At 65.6% G+C, this 19,602-nt stretch carries 18 protein-coding genes; 4 read left to right on the top strand and 14 right to left on the bottom strand.

What is annotated here, in order from left to right; translation table 11 throughout:
- Positions 1 to 251 precede the first annotated feature (251 nt).
- The 10 genes from FKP22_RS04275 to aptA all read right to left on the bottom strand — a co-directional run bounded on the left by FKP22_RS04275 (position 252) and on the right by aptA (position 12,680).
- On the bottom strand, positions 252 to 1,625 hold the full coding sequence (locus FKP22_RS04275; RefSeq protein WP_141285510.1) for a DUF3138 family protein: 1,374 nt from the start codon (positions 1,623 to 1,625) through the stop codon (positions 252 to 254).
- Between the two features lie 115 nt (positions 1,626 to 1,740).
- Positions 1,741 to 2,586 carry an ABC transporter permease gene (locus FKP22_RS04270; protein WP_141285508.1) on the bottom strand — a complete coding sequence of 282 codons (846 nt, stop codon included), beginning with the start codon at positions 2,584 to 2,586 and terminating at the stop codon, positions 1,741 to 1,743.
- Positions 2,586 to 3,536: an ABC transporter permease gene (locus FKP22_RS04265; protein WP_141285506.1), complete on the bottom strand. Its 951-nt coding sequence runs from the start codon at positions 3,534 to 3,536 to the stop codon at positions 2,586 to 2,588. The genes FKP22_RS04270 and FKP22_RS04265 overlap by 1 nt, the downstream gene beginning before the upstream one ends.
- Positions 3,537 to 3,544: 8 nt before the next feature.
- Positions 3,545 to 4,687 (bottom strand): ABC transporter ATP-binding protein, encoded by a 1,143-nt coding sequence (locus FKP22_RS04260; protein ID WP_141285504.1) that lies wholly within the window; start codon positions 4,685 to 4,687, stop codon positions 3,545 to 3,547.
- 16 nt (positions 4,688 to 4,703) lie between these two features.
- Positions 4,704 to 5,786 (bottom strand): polyamine ABC transporter substrate-binding protein, encoded by a 1,083-nt coding sequence (locus tag FKP22_RS04255; protein ID WP_231012204.1) that lies wholly within the window; start codon positions 5,784 to 5,786, stop codon positions 4,704 to 4,706.
- Between the two features lie 250 nt (positions 5,787 to 6,036).
- Positions 6,037 to 7,449 carry an aspartate aminotransferase family protein gene (locus FKP22_RS04250; RefSeq protein ID WP_211361300.1) on the bottom strand — a complete coding sequence of 471 codons (1,413 nt, stop codon included), beginning with the start codon at positions 7,447 to 7,449 and terminating at the stop codon, positions 6,037 to 6,039.
- Positions 7,450 to 7,666: 217 nt separating this feature from the next.
- A complete protein-coding gene (locus FKP22_RS04245) occupies positions 7,667 to 9,034 on the bottom strand; it encodes a glutamine synthetase family protein (protein ID WP_141285500.1) in 1,368 nt (455 codons plus the stop codon).
- Between the two features lie 98 nt (positions 9,035 to 9,132).
- Positions 9,133 to 9,963, bottom strand: coding sequence for a gamma-glutamyl-gamma-aminobutyrate hydrolase family protein (locus FKP22_RS04240; protein ID WP_141285512.1), 831 nt, complete (start codon positions 9,961 to 9,963; stop codon positions 9,133 to 9,135).
- Positions 9,964 to 9,997: 34 nt separating this feature from the next.
- Complete coding sequence (locus tag FKP22_RS04235) at positions 9,998 to 11,302, bottom strand: NAD(P)/FAD-dependent oxidoreductase (protein WP_141285498.1); 1,305 nt, start codon at positions 11,300 to 11,302, stop codon at positions 9,998 to 10,000.
- Between the two features lie 70 nt (positions 11,303 to 11,372).
- Positions 11,373 to 12,680: an omega-aminotransferase AptA gene (aptA, locus tag FKP22_RS04230; protein ID WP_141285496.1), complete on the bottom strand. Its 1,308-nt coding sequence runs from the start codon at positions 12,678 to 12,680 to the stop codon at positions 11,373 to 11,375.
- 238 nt (positions 12,681 to 12,918) lie between these two features.
- Between aptA and FKP22_RS04225 the strand changes: the two genes are divergently transcribed.
- The 3 genes from FKP22_RS04225 to FKP22_RS04215 all read left to right on the top strand — a co-directional run bounded on the left by FKP22_RS04225 (position 12,919) and on the right by FKP22_RS04215 (position 14,020).
- A complete protein-coding gene (locus FKP22_RS04225) occupies positions 12,919 to 13,377 on the top strand; it encodes an Lrp/AsnC family transcriptional regulator (protein WP_211361301.1) in 459 nt (152 codons plus the stop codon).
- A 62-nt stretch (positions 13,378 to 13,439) separates the two neighbouring features.
- Positions 13,440 to 13,712, top strand: a complete 273-nt coding sequence (locus FKP22_RS04220) for a YlcI/YnfO family protein (protein WP_141285492.1) — start codon at positions 13,440 to 13,442, stop codon at positions 13,710 to 13,712.
- Entirely contained in the window at positions 13,709 to 14,020 is a 312-nt protein-coding gene (locus FKP22_RS04215; RefSeq protein ID WP_141285490.1) for a type II toxin-antitoxin system RelE/ParE family toxin, read from the top strand. Before FKP22_RS04220 ends, FKP22_RS04215 begins: the two co-directional genes overlap by 4 nt.
- Positions 14,021 to 14,077: 57 nt before the next feature.
- On the opposite strand, the gene speB is transcribed toward FKP22_RS04215, so the two are convergent.
- Positions 14,078 to 15,004, bottom strand: a complete 927-nt coding sequence (gene speB, locus FKP22_RS04210) for an agmatinase (RefSeq protein ID WP_141285488.1) — start codon at positions 15,002 to 15,004, stop codon at positions 14,078 to 14,080.
- A gap of 414 nt (positions 15,005 to 15,418) precedes the next feature.
- Between speB and aceA the strand changes: the two genes are divergently transcribed.
- Entirely contained in the window at positions 15,419 to 16,735 is a 1,317-nt protein-coding gene (gene aceA / locus FKP22_RS04205) for an isocitrate lyase (RefSeq protein ID WP_141285486.1), read from the top strand.
- Between the two features lie 176 nt (positions 16,736 to 16,911).
- Here aceA and FKP22_RS04200 read toward each other — a convergent pair whose 3' ends face one another.
- The 3 genes from FKP22_RS04200 to FKP22_RS04190 all read right to left on the bottom strand — a co-directional run.
- Positions 16,912 to 17,262: a hypothetical protein gene (locus FKP22_RS04200; protein WP_211361299.1), complete on the bottom strand. Its 351-nt coding sequence runs from the start codon at positions 17,260 to 17,262 to the stop codon at positions 16,912 to 16,914.
- A 73-nt stretch (positions 17,263 to 17,335) separates the two neighbouring features.
- Positions 17,336 to 18,769 carry an ammonium transporter gene (locus FKP22_RS04195; RefSeq protein WP_141285484.1) on the bottom strand — a complete coding sequence of 478 codons (1,434 nt, stop codon included), beginning with the start codon at positions 18,767 to 18,769 and terminating at the stop codon, positions 17,336 to 17,338.
- A gap of 89 nt (positions 18,770 to 18,858) precedes the next feature.
- On the bottom strand, positions 18,859 to 19,602 hold a 744-nt coding region (locus FKP22_RS04190; protein WP_141285482.1), incomplete at its 5' end, for an iron-containing alcohol dehydrogenase.

Here is a 19,602-nt window from a genome sequence, read left to right as displayed (position 1 = left end):
CTTAGCGAAGGTCTGGCCATCCAAAGCGGCGACCCGTTGGCCGTTGATCACGGCGCGGCCGTCGAACTGCAGCGAGGTGGCGCGTTCGGTCCAGTTGATGGGGGTGCTCATCTGAAGTCTCCGGAGTGTCGAGAAAGAAAGGGCCGCCGTCGGCTTTCTGCCAAGTCAGCGGCCCTGCAGGCAAGGCGGTGGTCCGCCTTTGTATGGCTTGCAGGCGCGAGGCGGTGTGTTCGCCCTGCGCTCTGTGCAGCTTAGAACGCGACGACGACCGAGGTGGCGATCATGTTGTTGGTCTTCTTGAACGTGCCGTTGCGCACGTCTTCGAAGACCGGGCGGTCGGCGCCGTCCAGGCGGTATTCCAGCTTCACGGTGGTGGCCGTGTCGACCGCGTACTTGCCGCCGATGGTCACAGCGTAGCGGTTGGCACCCTTGTCCAGGTCGCCGCTCAGGTCCGGGCCCAGGCCGTTGCGGCCGTCGTTGCCATAGGCCAGGTCGCCGTTTTCGTCGGCACCGGAGTAGCCGTTGTAGCCGAACAGGCCGCCGCCGTTCTTGCGGTTGTAGATGTAGTCGGCGCGCACCAGGCCCTGCAGGCGCGGCGTGAACATGAAGCCGACCAGGCCGGAAGCGCCAAACCAGCGCGAGTCGCGCCAGCTGCCATCGGCCGCCGGCGTGATGGCGCCTTCCTTCTGCTGGCCATAGGCGAGCTGGCCCTGCAGCGTCAGGTCGCCGCGGGTGAAGTAGCCATCCGCCTCGGCGATGAAGGACATCGTGTTGGTGCCGGTGTTGAAGTTCGGGGTCTTGCCGACCACGCTGGCAAAGCCCCAACCGTCGTACTCGCCCTTGGCGTAGTCCAGCCGCAGCGCCCACACGGCGGACTTGTCGCCCGCCTGGTGGACAGGCGCGTTCAGGTTGGCGATGGCGGTGCGCACCCACCACTTGCCGTCCTTCAAGTCCAGGCCGGCACCGGTGTAGCCGACAGGCAGCGTGAAGTCATACAGCAGGTTGTGGCTGGTCAGCGGGTTCAGCGTGGGCTGCTGGTACTCGTAGCCGGACCAGTCTGGGATCTGGCCAGCGATGAAGCGGGTGTTTTGGTCGGTCAGCGCGACCGAGACGCTGGCTTCCTGCACGATGCTGGCGCCGTCGATGGCCGCGCCCACGCCGCGGTTCGGGGCCAGCGTCAGGTGCCAGATGGTGCCGCTGTCGGTTTCCTTCAGGAAGTCGATGGAGGCGGCGCCGAAGTACGAGGTGTCGTAGGCGTAGCCGTCGGACTGCTGGTTCAGGAACTGGAAGCCTGCCCGGTTCTGGCGCTGATTCCAGACGTAGGTGGGCTCGATGTAGCCGGAGATCTTCAGGCCCATGAAGCCTTTGTCCTGCAGGTTGTCCTGGATGGCTTCAGTCTTGGCGGCAATGCGGTTGAACTCGGCCGCCTGCTCGGGCGTCATGCCCCATTGCGGCTGCGTGGCAGGCGCAGCCGGCGCCGGCGTGGCGCCCAGCTTGGCTTCCAGCTGGCCGATGCGGGCCTTCAGGGCTTGCAGTTCCTTCAGCAGTTCCTCGTTGGACTGCGCCATTGCCGGGAAGGCAGCGGCCAGTGCGAGCACCAGCAGGGAGGGGCGGAGAACGTTCATCGTGGATTCCTTCTATCTGGGTTTTCGACGTGAGCTGCAGGTCCGGGTGGGACCGATCCGGGCCGCGCTGGCATGCCTCCTCAGGCAGCGGCCAACCGGCGAAAAAAGCAAAGGTTCAGTTGCGCGCCGCGGCGGCCATCTCCTGCTGGCGGCGGCGCTCGCCTCGGGCGATCAGGTAGCTGGCCGCGATCACGCCGATGGAGACCACCAGCACGATCAAGGTGGCCACCGCATTGACGCTGGGGTTCAGCCCCAGCCGGGCACGCGAGAAGATCACCAGCGGCATGGTGGTGGAGCCGGGGCCGGACAGGAAGGCCGACAGCACCACGTCGTCCAGCGACAGCGTGAAGGTCAGCAGCCAGGCCGACATCAGCGCCTGCGAGATCATCGGCAGCGTGACCAGGAAGAACACCTGGCGCGGGCGGGCGCCCAGGTCCATCGCAGCCTCTTCCAGCGAGGGGTTCAGCTCCTGCAACCGGGCCTGCACCACCACCGTGGCGTAGGCCATGCCCAGCAGCAAATGGCCCAGCCAGATGGTGCTGGCGCCGCGCTCGGGAAAGCCGGTGATGCGCTGCACCGAAACCAGCATCAGCAGCAGCGACAGGCCGACCACGACCTCGGGCATCACCAGTGGCGCGTTGACCATGCCGGAGAACAGCGTGCGGCCGAAGAAGCGCTTGTACTTGACCAGCGCGAAGGCCGCGAAGGTACCCAGGATGACCGAGCCGCAGGCGGTGAAAAACGCGATCTTGGCCGACAGCCACAGGCCGCTGAGCATCTCGCCGTCGCGGGCCAGCGCGCTGTACCACTTCAGCGTGAAGCCGCGCCAGACGTTGGCCACCGGCGAGTCGTTGAACGAGAACAGCACCAGCGCCAGGATGGGCAGGTACAGGAAGGCGTAGCCGAGGACCAGCCAGGCGCGGCCGAAGCCGCGGTTGAAAGCAGGAGAGGTGCGCAGCATCAGCGGGCCTCCTGGGCTTCTGCCTGGTATTTGCTGAAGAAGGCCAGCGGCACGATGATCAAGAGGATCATCACCACGGCCACGCTGGAGGCCATGGGCCAGTCGTTGTTCGAGAAGAACTCGTCCCACACCACGCGGCCGATCATCAGCGTCTCGGGGCCGCCCAGCAGTTCGGGAATGACGAACTCGCCGACGCAGGGGATGAACACCAGCATCGTGCCGGCGATGATGCCGGCCTTGGACAGCGGCACCGTGATCTTCCAGAACGCGACCCAGGCGGTGGCACCCAGGTCGGCCGCTGCTTCCAGCAGCCGCACGTCCATCTTCGAGAGGTTGGAGTACAGCGGCAGGATCATGAAGGGCACGTAGGTGTAGACCATGCCCAGCACCAGCGAGAACGGCGTGTTCATCAGCTTGCCCGGCGCGGGGATCAGGTGGGCCCAGGCCAGCACCTGATCGAGCCCGGTGCCGATGAGGAAGTCCGAGACCCAGCCGTGTTCGCTCAGCAGGCCTTTCCAGGCGTAGACGCGCAGCAGGAACGAGGTCCAGAACGGCAGCATCACCAGCATCAGCAGCGTGGGCTGCAGCGTGCTCTTGGCGCGGGCCATGAAGTAGGCGAACGGGTAGCCGATCAGCAGGCACAGCACGGCGGTGATGGCCGCGTACTTCAGGCTGGCGACGTAGGTCATCCAGTACAGCTCGTCTTCGGTGATGAAGACGTAGTTGCCGAATTTCAGCGTCAGCGTCAGCAGGCCGTCCTTGTAGCTGACCAGGTCCTTGGCCACCACCGCGCCCATTTCGGACACGCTGAAGTTGACCAGGATCAGGAAGGGCAGCAGGAAAAAGACCAGCAGCCAGCCGTAGGGCAGGGCAATGACGCCGAAGCGGCCGGTTAGCCACTTGGGCCGTTTGCGGGCAGGCGCGGTTGGGGCGGCGGCAGGGGTCGACACGGCGGCGCTCACTGGGTCAGCACCACGTGGGACGAACGCGACCAGTGCGCCCAGACGCTGTCGCCCCAGGTCAGCGCGTCTTCGCGCTGCCGCACGGTATTGGCCATGCTCACCTTGAGCATCTCGCCGCTGGCCAGCTTGAGCCGGTAGACAGTGAAGCTGCCGAAGTAGGACATTTCCTCGATGGTGCCCTGCACGCGGTTGAACTCATCGGGCGGCGGGTTGCGGTCGATGACGATCTTCTCCGGCCGCAGCGCCACCGTGACCGGCATGCCCAGCGTACCGGTGATGCCGTGGCCGACGTAGTGTTTGCAGTCGGGGCTGGCGATGATCACGTGGTCCGCCTCGTCGACCTCGACCGTGCCGTCCATCAGGTTCACGTTGCCGATGAAGTCGGCGACGAAGCGGGTCTGCGGGGTTTCATAGACTTCGCCCGGCGTGCCGACCTGCAGGAACCGGCCTTCGCTCATCACCGCGATGCGCGAGGCCATGGTCATGGCTTCTTCCTGGTCGTGCGTCACCATCACGCAGGTCACGCCGACCTGCTCGATGATGTTGACCAGCTCGATCTGCGTTTCCTCGCGCAGCTTCTTGTCGAGTGCGCCCAGCGGCTCGTCCAGCAGCAGCATCTGCGGCTGCTTGGCCAGGCTGCGAGCCAGCGCCACCCGCTGCTGCTGGCCGCCGGAGAGCTGGTGCGGCTTGCGCTTGGCGAACTTGCCCAGTTGCACCAGCTTCAGCATGGCTTCCACGCGCTCGGCGACCTGCTCCTTGGGCAGACCGTCGCGCCGCAGCCCGAAGGCAATGTTGTCCCACACCGTGAGGTGCGGAAACAGCGCGTAGGACTGGAACATCATGTTCAGTGGCCGCTCGTAAGGCGGCAGCCCCGCCAGGTCCTGGCCGTTCAGGATGATGCGGCCGGACGTGGGCGTCTCGAAGCCCGCCAGCATGCGCAGCAAGGTCGTCTTGCCGCAGCCCGACGAGCCGAGCAGCGCGAAGATCTCGCCCTTGGCAATGTCCAGGCTGACGTTGTTGACGGCCTTGTAGCCACCGAAGTCCTTCACCACATTCTGGATCTGGAGGTAGGTACTGTCGGCAGCGGAAGTGCTGACGGTGCTGGTCGGGCGAGAGACGCTGGCGGGGGAGTTCGTCATGATGCGGGCGGACGCCTTACAGACCAGTCTTGAACGAGGTGTAGGTGCGCGTCATCAGGCGGCGCAGGTCGTTGTTCAACGAGTCCGGTGCGGCCATCTTCTGCAGGTCGGCAGGTGACAGGAACACGGTCGGGTTGTTCGCGACCTCGGGCTTGACGAACTTCAGCGACTCCTTGTTCGGGTTGGCGTAGAAGACCTTGTTGGTCAGGCCGGCGTCGACCTCGGGGCGCATGATGTAGTTGATCCACTTGTGCGCGTTGCCAGGGTGGGCTGCGTCGGCCGGGATCACCATCACGTCGAAGAACAGCAGGCCGCCGGTCTTCGGAATCAGGGCCTCGAGCTTCTGGCCGGTCTTGCCTTCGATGGCGCGCTGGCGCGCGATGTTGATGTCACCCGACCAGCCCAGCGCCAGGCAGACCGAGCCGTTGGCCATGTCATTGATGTAGCCCGAGGAGCTGAACAGCGTGACGTAGGGGCGCACGGACTTCAGCAGCGTGGTGGCAGCGGCGTAGTCCGAAGGGTTCTTGCTGAACGAGGGCTTGCCCAGGTAGTGCAGCGCGGCCGGCACGATTTCGGTGGCCGAGTCCAGGAAGGACACGCCGCAGGACTTCATCTTCGAGATGTACTCGGGCTTGAAGACCAGGTCCCAGACGTTGTCCGGCATCGGCGTGCTGCCCAGCGCGGCCTTGACCTTGTCGACGTTGATGCCCACGGTGGTGTAGCCCCAGAGCCAGTCGACCATGTACTGGTTGCCCGGGTCCATGTTGGCCAGCTGGGCCTGGATTGCCGGGTCCAGGTTCTTCAGGTTGGGCAGCAGCGATTTGTCGAGCTTGCGCAGCAGGCCGCCTTCGGCCTGCAGCTTGGCCCAGTTCGACGAAGGCACGACCACGTCGTAACCCGTCTTGCCGGCAACCAGCTTGGCATGGACGATTTCGTTGTTGTCGAAATTGTCGTAGCGAACCTTGATGCCGGTTTCCTTCTCGAAGTTCGCAATCGTGTCTTCGGCGATGTAGTCGGACCAGTTGTAGATGTTGAGGACCTTTTCCTCTTCCTGGGCCATGGCGGCGCCGCCGACCAATGAGAGCGAGAGCGCGGCCATGGCCAGCGACAGAACCGAACGCACAGACTTGAACTTCATGAAGATATTCCTCCGGGGGTCACAGATGCGGGTTGTCAAACTCAGGGCACACGCCGGTGGGGCAGCGGTGCACAAGCTTCAGCTTGCAGTCTAGGAGACGAACAGGGCAGTGACGCCCCGGGCGAACACGAAAAAAGCTGGCGCAGCACGTGGGCGCGGTAACGCCCGGGGCAGGGGGGCCTGACGCGAAGCGACAGGCTTGGGGGCACCCTTAGATCCAACCGTTCTTCGTGGCATCGGCCAGCGTCAGGTCGAGGCAGCGGCGGATCAGCGCCATCATTTCGTCGATCTGAGCGCGGGTCATCACCAGCGGTGGCGCGATGATCATGCGGTCGCCCACCGCACGCATGATCAGGCCGTTGGCGAAGCAATGGCCACGGCACACCATGCCAATGTCCACCTCGCCTGGGAAGGTCGTGCCGGTGGATTTGTCCTTCACCAGCAGCATCGCACCCATCAGTCCGCATGTCTCCGTTTCGCCGACCAATGGATGGTCGCGCAAGCTTGCAAACTGCTGTGCAAGATACGGGCCGACGTCGTCGCGAACATGCTCGACCAGCTTGAGTTGCTGGATCAGCTTGATGTTGGCCACGGCCACTGCGCATGCCACCGGATGGCCCGAGTAGGTGAAGCCGTGCTGGAACTCGCCGCCTTGCTCGATCAGCGCCTTGGCAACACGCCCGCCGACGGCCACGCCACCCAGCGGGATGTAACCCGAGGTCACGCCCTTGGCGAAGGTCATCAGGTCGGGCTTGCTGCCCATGGTTTCGCAGCCAAACCAGTTGCCGGTGCGGCCGAAGCCGCAGATGACTTCGTCGGACACCAGCAGGATGCCGTACTTGTCGCAGATGCGCTGGATCTCGGGCCAGTAGCTCTTCGGCGGGATGATCACGCCGCCAGCGCCTTGCACCGGCTCGCCAATGAAGGCCGCAACCTTCTCAGGGCCGACGGCGAGGATCTTGTCTTCCAGCCAGCTTGCGGCCTTCAGGCCGAAGGCGTCACGGTCCATGCCACGGCCGTGTTCAAACTGGTAGGGCTGGTCGATGTGCACGATATTGGGGATCGGCAACCCACCTTGTGCATGCATGCCGCTCATGCCCCCCAATGAGGCGCCGGCCATCGTCGAGCCGTGGTAGCCGTTGACGCGGCCGATGATCACCTGGCGTTCCGGCTGGCCCAGGATGTCCCAGTAGCGGCGCACCATGCGCACCACGGTGTCGTTGCCTTCGGAGCCCGAGCCGGTGAAGAACACATGCTCGAAACCGGGCGGCGTGACCGAAGAGATCAGCTCGGCCGCTTCGATCGAAGGCGGCGTGGCGGTCTGGAAAAACGCGTTGTAGAACGGCAGCTCTTTCAGCTGCCGCGTGGCCGCGTCGATCAGCGCCTGCTGGCCGTAGCCGACGTTGACGCACCACAGCCCGCTCATGGCGTCCAGCAGCTTGTGGCCTTCGCTGTCCCAGAGGTAGATGTTCTCTGCCTTAGTGATGATGCGCGAGCCCTTGCTGCTCAGGCCGTGGTGGTCTGTGAACGGGTGCAGGAAGTGCGCCGAATCGGCTTGCTGCCATTCGCGCGTCGTGCGCTTTTGCGCCACGGCGGGCGCCTGGATGACGATGTTGTTTTGCATGGGAGGCTCCTTGAAAAACGGCCGCCCTCGTGAGGCGACCGTGCAGTGTTTTTGGGCAGAAGCTGCGGGCGGACCGGGCGGGTTCGAGCGGGTCGTCAAAACGGGCTCAATCTAGGCGCAAAGCGCAGCTGTAGCTCGGGCTACAGCGAGCATTTGCAACGACGAGTGAGTCTGTTTTGGCGGCATGAGCGGGCCCGTTCGGTTCGTCTGCAGCTTCTTAGACGTGCAGCAGCAGGTGCTCGCGTTCCCACGGCGAGATCACCTTCATGAACTCGGCGTGCTCGATCTCTTTCACCTCGGTGTAGACGGTGATGAAGTCCTTGCCCAGCACTTCGGCCAGGTCCGTGTCTTGGCGCAGCAGCTCCAGCGCTTCGCCCAGGCTGCGTGGCAGCTGGTATTCGCCCAGATAGGCGTCGCCCTTGCATTCCGCGGCCGGTGCGATCTTGTTCTTGATGCCCAGGTAGCCGCAGGCCAGCGTGGCGGCCAGTGCCACGTAGGGGTTGGCATCGGCACCGATCACGCGGTTCTCGATCCGGCGTGCCGAAGGCGAAGCCACCGGTGAGCGGATGCCGACGGTGCGGTTGTCGGAGCCCCACTGGATGTTGATCGGCGCGGCGGTGTTGCGCGACAAGCGGCGGTAGCTGTTGACGTACGGTGCGAACAGCGCCATCGCCGCCGGGATGTACTTCTGCAGGCCGCCGATGTACCAATAGAACTCGTCGCTGGCAGTTCCGTCTTCATTGCTGAAGATGTTCTTGCCGGTCATTTTGCTGACCAGGCTTTGGTGCACGTGCATTGCGCTGCCGGGCTCACCGGCAATCGGCTTGGCCATGAAGGTGGCGAACATGTCGTGCCGCAGTGCGGCCTCGCGCACCGTGCGCTTGAAGAAGAAGACTTCGTCGGCCAGGCCCAGCGGGTGGGCGTGGAAGAAGTTGATCTCCATCTGGCCGGCACCGACCTCGTGGATCAGCGTGTCCACGTTCAACTCCATCTTCTCGCAGTAGTCGTAGACGTCTTCGAACAGCGGGTCGAACTCGTTGACCGCGTCGATCGAATAGGCCTGGCGCGAGGTTTCGCTGCGACCGCTGCGGCCGACCGGCGGCTTCAGCGGCATGTCGGGGTCGGTGTTGCGGGCGACCAGGTAGAACTCCAGCTCCGGCGCCACGACGGGTTCCCAGCCCTCGGCGGCGAACAGGTCGCAGACGCGGCGCAGCACCGAGCGCGGCGCAAACGGCACCAGGTTGCCGTCGCGGTCGTAGCAGTCGTGGATGACTTGCGCGGTCGGGTCGGTGGCCCAGGGCACGATGCGCACGGTGGCCGGGTCAGGCCGCAGGTGCATGTCGCGGTCCGTCGGGTGGATCACGTCGTAGTACGGGCCTTCTTCCGGGAATTCCCCGGTCACGCCCATCGCCACAATGGCTTCGGGCAGCCGCATGCCGCGGTCCTCGGTGAACTTCTGGCGTGGCAGGATCTTGCCGCGCGCCACACCGGTGAGGTCGGGCACGAGGCACTCGATCTCGGTGACACGGTGTTGGTTGAGCCAGTTCTCCAGCTCGCTGAAATTGAATTGTTCTCTGCTGGCCATGGTGGCACCTGCTTTGACTTTTGCATTGCGCGCGGAATGTCGCCTGGCAGACTGCTGCGCCCGGCGCCGGGCCGCGCGGGCCCCGGGGTTCTGTTGGGTCAGGCCTTGTTTGCGCCCGGTTGAATGGCGGCCGGATGGTGTGCAGCCTGATGCTGGCGGCAAGCATCGCCAAAGGCGTTCAGCATCACGACCGATTGCGGGTTTTGCGCAGCCTGCCACTCCGGGTGCCATTGCACGCACAGGCTGAAGCCAGCGCCGCCTTCGACTGAAAACGCTTCAACCAGCCCGTCCGGCGCGCGGGCTTCGACCCGCAGGCCGTCCGCCAGCCGGTTCACCGCCTGACCATGCACCGAGTTGACCGGGAAGTCGCCGCTGCCGAACAGGCTGGCCAGCACGCCGCCGGCCTGCACCTGCACCGCATGCGCCGGGCCGTACTGCACGGCAGCCGGTTCGCCATCGGGCGCGCGGTGGTCATGGTGGCCGGCCACGTCGTGCACGGCCTGGTGCAGCGAGCCGCCCAGCGCCACATTGGTCTCCTGCGCACCGCGGCAGATTGCGAACAGCGGGATGCCGCGCGCAAGCGTGCGGCGGATCAAGGGCAGCGTCCAGCTGTCGCGCAGCGGGTCCAGCGGCAGGGCCGGGTTCAGCACTTCTTCGCCGAAGTGGCTGGGGTGCACGTTGGATGGCGAGCCGGTCAGGAACACGCCGTCGGCCAGATCCAGCAGCGCGTCGATCTCATCGGCCTCGGCAGACGGCACGATCAAGGGCTGGCCGCCGGCCAGGCGCACGGCATCCAGGTACTTCTTGCCGGCGATGTGGAAAGGGTGCTCGCCCAGCATGCGGTTGCACGCGGGCACCAGCACCACGGGCTTGCGTGCCGGTGCGGCCGCGGCGTCGTGGGCGGCGGTGATCGAGGAGGGCAAGGTCATGTCGTTCATGCCGATGTTCCTGAATGAGTGGGGTTCAACCCAGCAAGTCCCGCAGCTGGTACCAGGCCATGCCCAGCACCAGCGCCGGAGTGCGCAACAAGCGCCCGCCCGGGAAGGCATGGTGCTTGATGCGTGCGAAGACGTCAAAGCGGCTGGCGTCGCCGGTCATGGCTTCGGCCACCAGCCGGCCAGCCAGGCCAGTCAGCGCCAGGCCGTGGCCGGAGAAGCCTTGCAGGTAGTACACGTTCTGGTGCCCGTCCGGCAGGCGGCCGAAGTCGGGCGCGCGGTTCATCGTGATGTCCACGAAGCCGCCCCAGGCGAACTCGGCCTTGGCGTCTTTCAGCTGCGGGAAGGTGCCGACCATGCGCTTCCTCATCGTCTCGGCCAGGTTGGGCGGCGTCACGGTGCTGTAGCTGACGCGGCCGCCGTAAAGCATGCGGTGGTCGGCCGTCGGGCGGAAGTAGTCCAGCACGAAGTTGGTGTCACAGACTGCCGAGCCCGAAGGCACCAGCGACGCGGCCAGTCCAGGTTCCAGCGCCTCTGAGCAGACGATGTAGGTGCCGACCGGCATGATGCGCTGCTCCAGCGCCTGGGCCACGCCCTGCAGGTAGACATTGCCAGCCAGCAGCACCTGCGGCGCGCGCACCTGGCCGCCTGCGGTGTGCAGCGTGACCGTGGCGCCGGGCGTCATCGCCGTGACGGGTGAGTTCTCGAAGATCTGCACACCGGCTTCGGCTGCAGCGCGGGCAATGCCCAGCGCGTACTTGAGCGGATGCAGGTGGCCGGAGTGCGGGTCGTGCAGGCCGGAGTGGTAGCGCGGGCTGGCGATCCAGTCGCCAATGCGCTCGTGCGGCACCGGTGTGAACCTGGCGTTGTAGACCCGCGCCATGCGCTCGGCCCATTCGGCCAGCGCCGCGCCTTTGCGTGCACTGGTGGCCACACCCAGGTAACCGTCGCGCCAGTCGCAATCAATCTGGTGATGGCGCATGCGCTGGCGCAGCAGGTCCAGCGCTTCCAGCGTCATGCCCCAGACTTTGCGGGCGTCCTCCAGGCCCAGCTGGGCTTCGATCTCGGTGTGGTCGCAAGCCAGACCGTGGATGGCCTGGCCGCCGTTGCGCCCACTGGCGCCCCAGCTGACCTGCCTGGCCTCCAGCAACACGACCTTGCGGCCCAGCTTGGCCAGGTCCAGCGCGGCGGTCAACCCGGCCAGGCCGCCGCCGACGGTGGCCACGTCGGCTTCGAGGTCGCCGGAAAGCGCAGCAAAACCCTGCGTGCGCGGGGCGGTGGCGGCGTAATACGAATGGCGGGCGAGATCGCGGTCGACGCTGAGGAAGGTCATAAGGTAGGCGCTAGGCAAAGCCCTCTGAAAGTCAGTTACCGCAGGGTTGGAAGAATGGGAGCGGAAGTGCTCAGGCCACGCGACTGATCGCGTTGCGCAGTGTGCTGACGATCTGGTCGATCTGCTCTCGGCTGATGATCAGCGGCGGCGACAGCGCGACCGTGTCGCCCGTGGTGCGCACCATCACGCCGGCGGCGTAGCAGTCCAGGAACACGTCGAAGGCGCGTGCGGTCGGTGCGCCGGGACGCGGTGTGAGTTCGATGCCGCCGACCAGGCCGATGTTGCGCACGTCGATCACGTGCGGCGCGTCCTTCAGCGAATGCAGCGACTCGGCGAAGTAAGACTGCAGCTCGCCAGCGCGGGTCAGCAGACCTTCTTCCTCGTAGGTGTCCAGCGTGGCCAGGCCGGCGGCGCAGGCCAGCGGGTGGGCCGAGTAGGTGTAGCCGTGGGCGAACTCGATCGCTTGTTCCGGGCCTTGCATGAAAGCGTCGTACACGTGTTGGCGGGCAATCACCGCGCCCATCGGCACGGCGCCGTTGGTCAGGCCCTTGGCGCAGCTCATCAGGTCTGGCGTGACGCCGAAGGTCTGCGCGGCAAACGGGTTGCCGGTGCGGCCGAAGCCGGTGATGACCTCGTCGAAGATCAGCAGGATGCCGTGGCGGTCGCAGATCTCGCGCAGGCGCTGCAGGTAACCTTGCGGCGGGATCAGCACGCCGGTGGAGCCGGCGACGGGCTCGACGATCACCGCGGCGATGGTCGACGGGTCGTGCAGCGCGCACAGGCGCTCCAGGTCGTCCGCCAGCTCGGCGCCATGGGCTGGCTGGCCGACGCTGAAGGCATTGGCGCCTAAGTCGTGCGTGTGGCGGATGTGGTCCACGCCGCTCAGCATGGTGCCGAACATCTTGCGGTTGCCGACGATGCCGCCGACCGACATGCCGCCGAAGTTGACGCCGTGGTAGCCACGCTCGCGGCCGATCAGCCGGGTGCGCTGGCCTTCGCCGCGCACGCGGTGATAGGCCAGGGCCATCTTCAGCGCCGTCTCCACGGCTTCGGAGCCGGAGTTGGTGAAGAAGACCTTGTTCATGTCGCCGGGTGCCAGGTCGGCCACGCGGCGCGCCAGCTCGAAAGCCTTGGGGTGGCCCATCTGGAACGGCGGCGCGTAGTCCATTTCGGCGGCCTGCTCGGCAATCGCCTGCACGATGCGCGGCCGGGCGTGGCCGGCGTTGACGCACCACAGGCCGGCGACGCCGTCGAGGATTTGCCGGCCTTCGTCGTTCCAGAAATGCATGCCGGAAGCCTTGGTCAGCAGGCGCGGTGCCTTCTTGAACTGGCGATTGGCCGTGTAGGGCATCCAGTAGGCGTCAAGGTCGGCGGTCATCGTCATTCCTCAAGGACTTGGCAGCGGCGGCGTGATCCACATCACGCTTCGGCGCTGCTTCAAGTGGCATTCAGCAACGAGGAGCAGTCTAGCCAAGCCGGCGCGCAATGTGCTTGCGCGTTGGTGAGGCAGCAGGCCTCGCGGCGCAATTTCATGCGAAGCAGAAGTAGAATCTTGAAACAATATGCGAAGCATCTCCAAATCGCCGCAATTTTCATCACAGGCCGGTATGCAACTGATGCATCTGGACGCGATTGACAAGGCCATCCTGTCGGAGCTGCAGCTCGACGGCAAACTCACCAACGTGGAGCTGGCGCAGCGGGTGCATCTGTCGCCCTCGGCCTGCCTGCGGCGGGTCAAGCAACTGGAAGATGAAGGCGTGATCGCGCAGTACGTGGCGCTGCTGAACCCCAAGGCCGTGGGCCAGACAGGCACCAGCTTCACCATCATCAACCTCGAAACCATGAGCAACAGCCTGCTCGAAGCCTTCGAGCAGGCTGTGCGGGCCGAGCCGCAGGTGCTGGACTGCTATTACGTGGCCGGCTCGAACGACTACCTGATCCGCTTCGCCTACCGCGACGCCGAAGACCTGGAGCGTTTCCACACCCAGGTGCTGATGCACCTGCCGGGCGTGGAGCGGTCGAACTCCATGCTGGTGCTGCGGACGGTCAAGAAGACCACCGCCTTGCCGTTGTGACCGCTGGGCCTGGAACGGACTACACTCACTGCGTCGCAAGTGCAACGCAATCCATTCCACCCATGAAGTCCGCAACGTTCCCCTCGCTGCGCGTCGAAGCCGAGCTTCGCGAAGCTGCCGAAAGTGTCCTGCAGGAAGGCGAATCCTTGTCAGGTTTCATCGAGTCGTCGGTGCGAGAGACCATCGACCGTCGACGCAACCGCGCCGAGTTCATTGCCCGCGGCTTGGCCGCGCGTCAGGACTTCGCTCGCACTGGCGTCTCGTATTCCGCGGACGAGGTGCACGCAGAACTGAAAGGCCGGCTTGAGGCCGCCAGAAAGCGGATCCTCGGTTGAGCTTCGCAGTCCGCTACCTGGCCCAGGCCCGCGCCGACCTCATTCGCCTCTACGACCATTTGGTCGACAAGGCCGAGACGGTGGAGGACCTGACGCATGCTGACATCGCCTATGAAGCAATCGTGAGCGCGATCGACAGCTTGCGACGCACCCCATTCATCTACCGCAAGGCCGCCGAGAGCCCTTTCCTGCGCGAGTTGTTGATTCCATTCGGTGCGGCCGGCTATGTTGCGCTGTTCGAGATCGTCGATGCAGGTCTGGTTCAGGTGCTCGCCATCCGGCATCAGCTGGAAGACGACTACCACTGACCTCCGCCCCGATTGGCTAGGGGCTAAAGTTAGCTCAGACGACGTTGCCAATCCGAGTCAGATGCCCAAGCGCCTGCGCTGGCCGCAGAGGTAGGTCCAGACGATTTGCGAGGCGGCCAGGCTGGTCAGCTCGCTCTGATCGAAGGGCGGGGACACCTCCACGCAGTCCATGCCGATGAAGGGCAGGTCGGCCAGTTCCTCGAGGATGCTGAAGACCTGGTTGGTCGTCATGCCGGCCGGCTCGGGCGTGCCGGTGCCGGGCGCAAAGGCCGGGTCCAGGCAGTCGATGTCCAGGCTGAGGTAAAGGGGTGGGTGCCCGTGTGCGGCCAGGCGCTCGCGGATGGCGCCGAGCACCGGCGCCAGCTGCGTCGGGTTCTCCAGGCCGCGAAGCTCGCGGGCGGTGAAGATCTGGCCGCCCTGGTCTCGCACGTATTCGCGCGCTTCGCGCACCCCGGCAGAGCGGATGCCCAGTTGCGTGAAGCACTCGGGCAGCACCAGGCCTTCCTGGATGGCCTCGTAGACCCAGGTGCCATGGCCACTGGGCTCGCCGAAGTGGTCTTCCCAGGTGTCGCAGTGGGCGTCGAAATGGATCACGGCCAGCGGCTGGCCGACCTGGGCGCGGTAGGCGCGCAGCAGTGGCAGCGTGATCGAGTGATCACCGCCCAGCCAGGCCATGTGGTGGCTGGCAATCAGCGGCTGGATCAACGGCATCATCGCTGCGCGCATGCCTTCCAGGCTGGTGTTGGGCAGGGGCAGGTCGCCGGCGTCGCCCAGGCAGCCGTCCAGCGCCACATCGAACAGCGGGTGCGTGCCGTCGCACAGCATGTGGCTGGCCTGGCGGATGTTGCGCGGGCCAAAGCGCGCGCCAGGGCGGTTGGTCACACAGCCATCCCAGGCGACGCCTGCCAAGCCGAAGGTGTGGCCTTTGGCGAGCGGTGGCACCTGCAGGAAGGTGGTCTGGGACAGGAACGGGAAGCCGGACATCGGGCAGCGCTTTCTAAGGAACCTGAACGGGGATCGCCGAAGGGGTTCCGACCCTGCCGATCAGGTCGACGGCGGCCATCATAAAGAGCAGCGCGTTGCCCGGGGCACGCATCGGGGGCTTGCATCGGCATCCACTGCCGGGGATTTCCCATCGCGAAAAGGCTCTTTCACGATGTGGAATCAAGAGAATTCAAAGGTGAGTTTCATTTTTCATAGTGAAATCTGCACTCTCACATTGCGATATGTTGAACTTAAGTCATTGATTTTATTGAAAACAAACTTCAGTCTTATATAAGACATAAGTCTTCCCTCCGGCGAGTTCGGCGCGCACACTTGTCTCCAGGTTGTCACCTTGTTGACCTCAATTTCTGACACCCGATCGACCCCGATTCGACCTACCTGATGGAGCTCCCGATGACGAAGCTGACCCGCGAACAACAGATTGCCGCCCTGCAAAAAGACTGGGCCGAAAACCCTCGCTGGAAGGGTGTCAAGCGTGGCTATTCCGCTGCTGACGTGGTGCGCCTGCGCGGCAGCCTGCAGCCCGAGTACACGCTGGCCCAGCGCGGCGCCGAAACGCTGTGGAACAAGATCAACGGTGGCGCCAAGAAGGGCTACGTGAACGCCTTCGGGGCGATCACCGCCGGCCAGGCGATGCAGCAGGCCAAGGCCGGCCTGGAAGCGGTGTACCTGTCGGGCTGGCAGGTGGCCGCCGACGGCAACACCTCCGAGACCATGTACCCGGACCAGTCGCTGTACGCCTACGACTCGGTGCCGACCATGGTCCGCCGCATCAACAACACCTTCAAGCGCGCTGACGAGATCCAGTGGTCACGCGGCATCAACCCGGGCGACGAGCAGTTCGTCGACTACTTCCTGCCCATCGTGGCCGACGCGGAAGCCGGTTTCGGCGGCGTGCTGAACGCCTTCGAGCTGATGAAGAACATGATTGCCGCGGGCGCTGCCGGCGTGCACTTCGAAGACCAGCTGGCGGCCGTGAAGAAGTGCGGCCACATGGGCGGCAAGGTCCTGGTGCCGACGCAGGAAGCCATTGAGAAGCTGCTGGCCGCGCGTTTCGCCGCCGACGTGATGGGCGTGCCCACCATCGTGCTGGCCCGCACCGACGCCGAAGCCGCCAACCTGATCACCAGCGACCACGACGCCAACGACAAGCCCTTCCTGACCGGCGAGCGCACGCAGGAAGGCTTCTACCGCGTCAAGAACGGCCTGGAGCAGGCCATCAGCCGCGGCGTGGCCTACGCGCCTTATGCCGACCTGGTGTGGTGCGAAACCGGCACGCCGGACCTGGGCTTCGCCCGTGAGTTCGCACAGGCCGTGCATGCCAAGAGTCCAGGCAAGCTGCTGAGCTACAACTGCTCGCCGTCCTTCAACTGGAAGAAGAACCTGGACGACCGCACGATCGCACGCTTCCAGGATGAACTGTCGGCCCTGGGCTACAAGTACCAGTTCATCACGCTGGCCGGCATTCACATCAACTGGTTCAACACCTTCAAGTTCGCCCACGCCTATGCGAACGGCGAAGGCATGAAGCACTACGTCGACATGGTGCAGGAGCCCGAATTCAAGGCCCGCGAACAAGGCTACACCTTCGTCTCGCACCAGCAGGAAGTGGGAGCCGGCTACTTCGACGACGTGACCACCGTGATCCAGGGCGGCAGCTCCAGCGTCAAGGCACTGACCGGCTCCACGGAAGAAGAGCAGTTCCATTAAGAATGGGGCACCCGGTTCGCCGGGTACGGCAAACCACCCGCCGGGCGGGTTGGCGCGGCTGCCTTGAGGCGGCTCGGCGCCGGCCGCGCTGCGGTGACGACGGTCAAGGTCGTCAAGCCAAACAAAAGGCCCGGTTGCCAAACAGCAACCGGGCCTTTTTCGTCAGCGCGGGCCTGTTAGCGCAGGCTGCCCACGTAGCGTGCCGGCGGTGGTGCGCTCGGGGCGGTGGGTGCGCTGGCGCTGCGCCCAAAGCGGCTCTCGCCGAAGCCGGAAGGCGTGTGTCGCTCGGCCACGGCACGTGCGGGCAGGGGCCTCGCTTCGGCCGGCGGCGGGAACATGGCGGCCAGGAAGCGCTGGCCCCATTCGACGAGCTCCGGGTGCGCCACCTCGGCCAGCGCCACGCGGATGATCTCGCGGGCGTACTCGGGGCTGCGCACCAGCCACTCCACGTCGGTGACACGGCCCATCTTGCGCCGCATCACCACATGCAGGTGGGCGGCAATGGCCAGCTTTTCGCTCTCCAGCATCTTCACACCTCCGGCTAAGTTGTCGTCAAAAGAAGAAAACTGCCTTGCTGCGCGCTCGTGAACCACCTCTGGATCACTCGACGCGCTCGCCGTGCTGGCTCAGGTCCAGCCCGTCGGATTCCTGCTTCTCGGTGATGCGCAGGCCGATCACCCAGTCCACCAGTTTCAGGATCAGTGCGCTCGCCAGGCCGCTGTAGACCAGCGTGGCCAGCACCGCCAGACCTTGTGTCAGCACGCTGCCTTCGACACCGCCGATTTCCGGGTCGGCCAGCCAGCCGGTCATCAGCGCACCGATGATGCCGCCCACGCCGTGCACACCAAACACGTCCAGCGAGTCGTCCGCCCCCAGCAGGCGCTTCAGGCCGGTGGCGCCCCAGTAGCAGCCTACCCCGGCGGCCACGCCGATCAGCACTGCGCTGCTCGGGCTGACAAAGCCGGAAGCCGGCGTGATGGCCACCAGGCCGGCCACCGCGCCGCTGCACAGGCCCAGCAAGGTGGGCGTGCGCCGCACGATCCACTCGGCCAGCATCCAGGCCAGCGCTGCCGCTGCGGCGCCCAGTTGCGTGACCAGCATCGCCATGCCGGCGCGCCCGTCCGCAGCACCGGCCGAGCCACCGTTGAAGCCCATCCAGCCCACCCACAGCAGCGACGCGCCGATGGCCGTGTACGCGAGGTTGGACGGCATCAGCGCCACTTGACCGTAGCCTTTGCGCTTGCCCAGCATGAAGGCCGCCACCAGCCCTGCAATGCCGGCATTGATGTGCACCACCGTGCCACCGGCAAAGTCCAGCGCACCACGCTGGGCCAGCCAGCCATCACTCGCCCAGACCCAGTGCGCCACCGGCGAATACACCAGGATGGACCACAGGCCCATGAACCACAGCAGCGCTGCGAACCGCATGCGCTCGGCAAATGCTCCGACGATCAGTGCCGGCGTGATGATCGCGAAGCTCAGCTGGAACATCACGTACACCGACTCGGGTATGGTCGGCGCCAGTGGATGAGTGGTGACCAGGCCTGCCATCTTGTGGAACTGCACCGTGGACAGAAAGGTCGCGATGCCGCTGCCCAGCCATGGCGAGCCGGGCATGAAGGCCAGGCTGTAGCCCCAGCCAAACCACAGCAGCGAGACCAGCGCGCAGACCGCCAGCACCTGGGCCATCGTGCCCAGCACGTTCTTCTTGCGCACCATGCCGGCGTAGAACAACGCCAGCCCGGGGATCGTCATCAGCAGCACCAGCGCGGTGGCGCTGATCATCCAGGCGGTGTCGCCGGCACTGATCTGGGCGACCGGCGTCAGCAGGGGCACGCCGGTGGCGACCGCGCTGGCGGCCGCACCCGACGCGGCGGCCACGCCCTCAGGCGCTGAAGCGGCACCCGATGCCACACCGGAAGCCGCCGTCGCGGCAGCGTCCGAAACAGCCTGCGCCCATGCACTTGCTGTTGCCCAACAGGCAACACCCACCCCGGCGGCACCCAGCCGCCGCCCCGTTACCGCGCACTGCATCAACAACGTCCTGTAGGTTTAGTGATACCTGTTTTCCAAGCAAGTATCAGACCTGTATCAGAACGTTTCGGCCGCAATTGGCCTCAGCCTCACATCGAGTCGTGCAGCAGCTGCAGGTAGTCTTCGCGGGTTGCGAGTCTAGGGTTCGTTGCATGGCAATGGTCGAGCATCGCACCGTCGATCACGGCCTCGAAGATCTCGGGCGACACCCCCATCTGCGCCAGCCCCGTCGGCAGGCCCAGGCGGGCGTTCAGCTCGCGCACAGCCTCGGCCAGCTCGGTGCCCTGGCTGTCGCAGCCGGGCAGGCCGATGGCGTGCGCCATGCGAGCCAGCCGGTTCTCGCGCCGCATCGAGTCGGCCGAGGCGTTGAAGCGGATCACGGCCGGCAGGAAGACCGCGTTCAAGGTGCCGTGGTGCAGGCGAGGGTTCTTGCCGCCCAGGCTGTGGCTGAGCGAATGCACACAGCCCAGGCCTTTCTGGAAGGCCAGCGCGCCCTGCATGCTGGCACTCATCATGGCCCAGCGGGCGTCGCGATCCTGGCCGTTGCGGGTGGCGCGTTCGATGTGGGCCCAGCCGCGCGCCAGGCCGTCCAGTGCAATGCCGTCGGCGGGAGGGTTCACCGCGCCGGACATGAAGGTCTCAAGGCAATGGGCGATGGCGTCCATGCCGGTGGCTGCCGTCAAGGAAGGCGGCAGCGTCAGTGTCAGCGCCGGATCCAGCAGCGCGGACTTGGGCATCAGGTTCCAGTTGTGGAAGCCCAGCTTGCGGCCATCGTCGACGATGAGGATCGCGCCGCGCGCGACCTCGCTGCCGGTGCCCGCGGTGGTCGGCAC

It is taken from the genome of Ideonella azotifigens (genome assembly GCF_006519715.1).
Classification (GTDB): domain Bacteria; phylum Pseudomonadota; class Gammaproteobacteria; order Burkholderiales; family Burkholderiaceae_C; genus Ideonella; species Ideonella azotifigens.
This window is presented reverse-complemented; position numbering and strand designations above follow the sequence as displayed.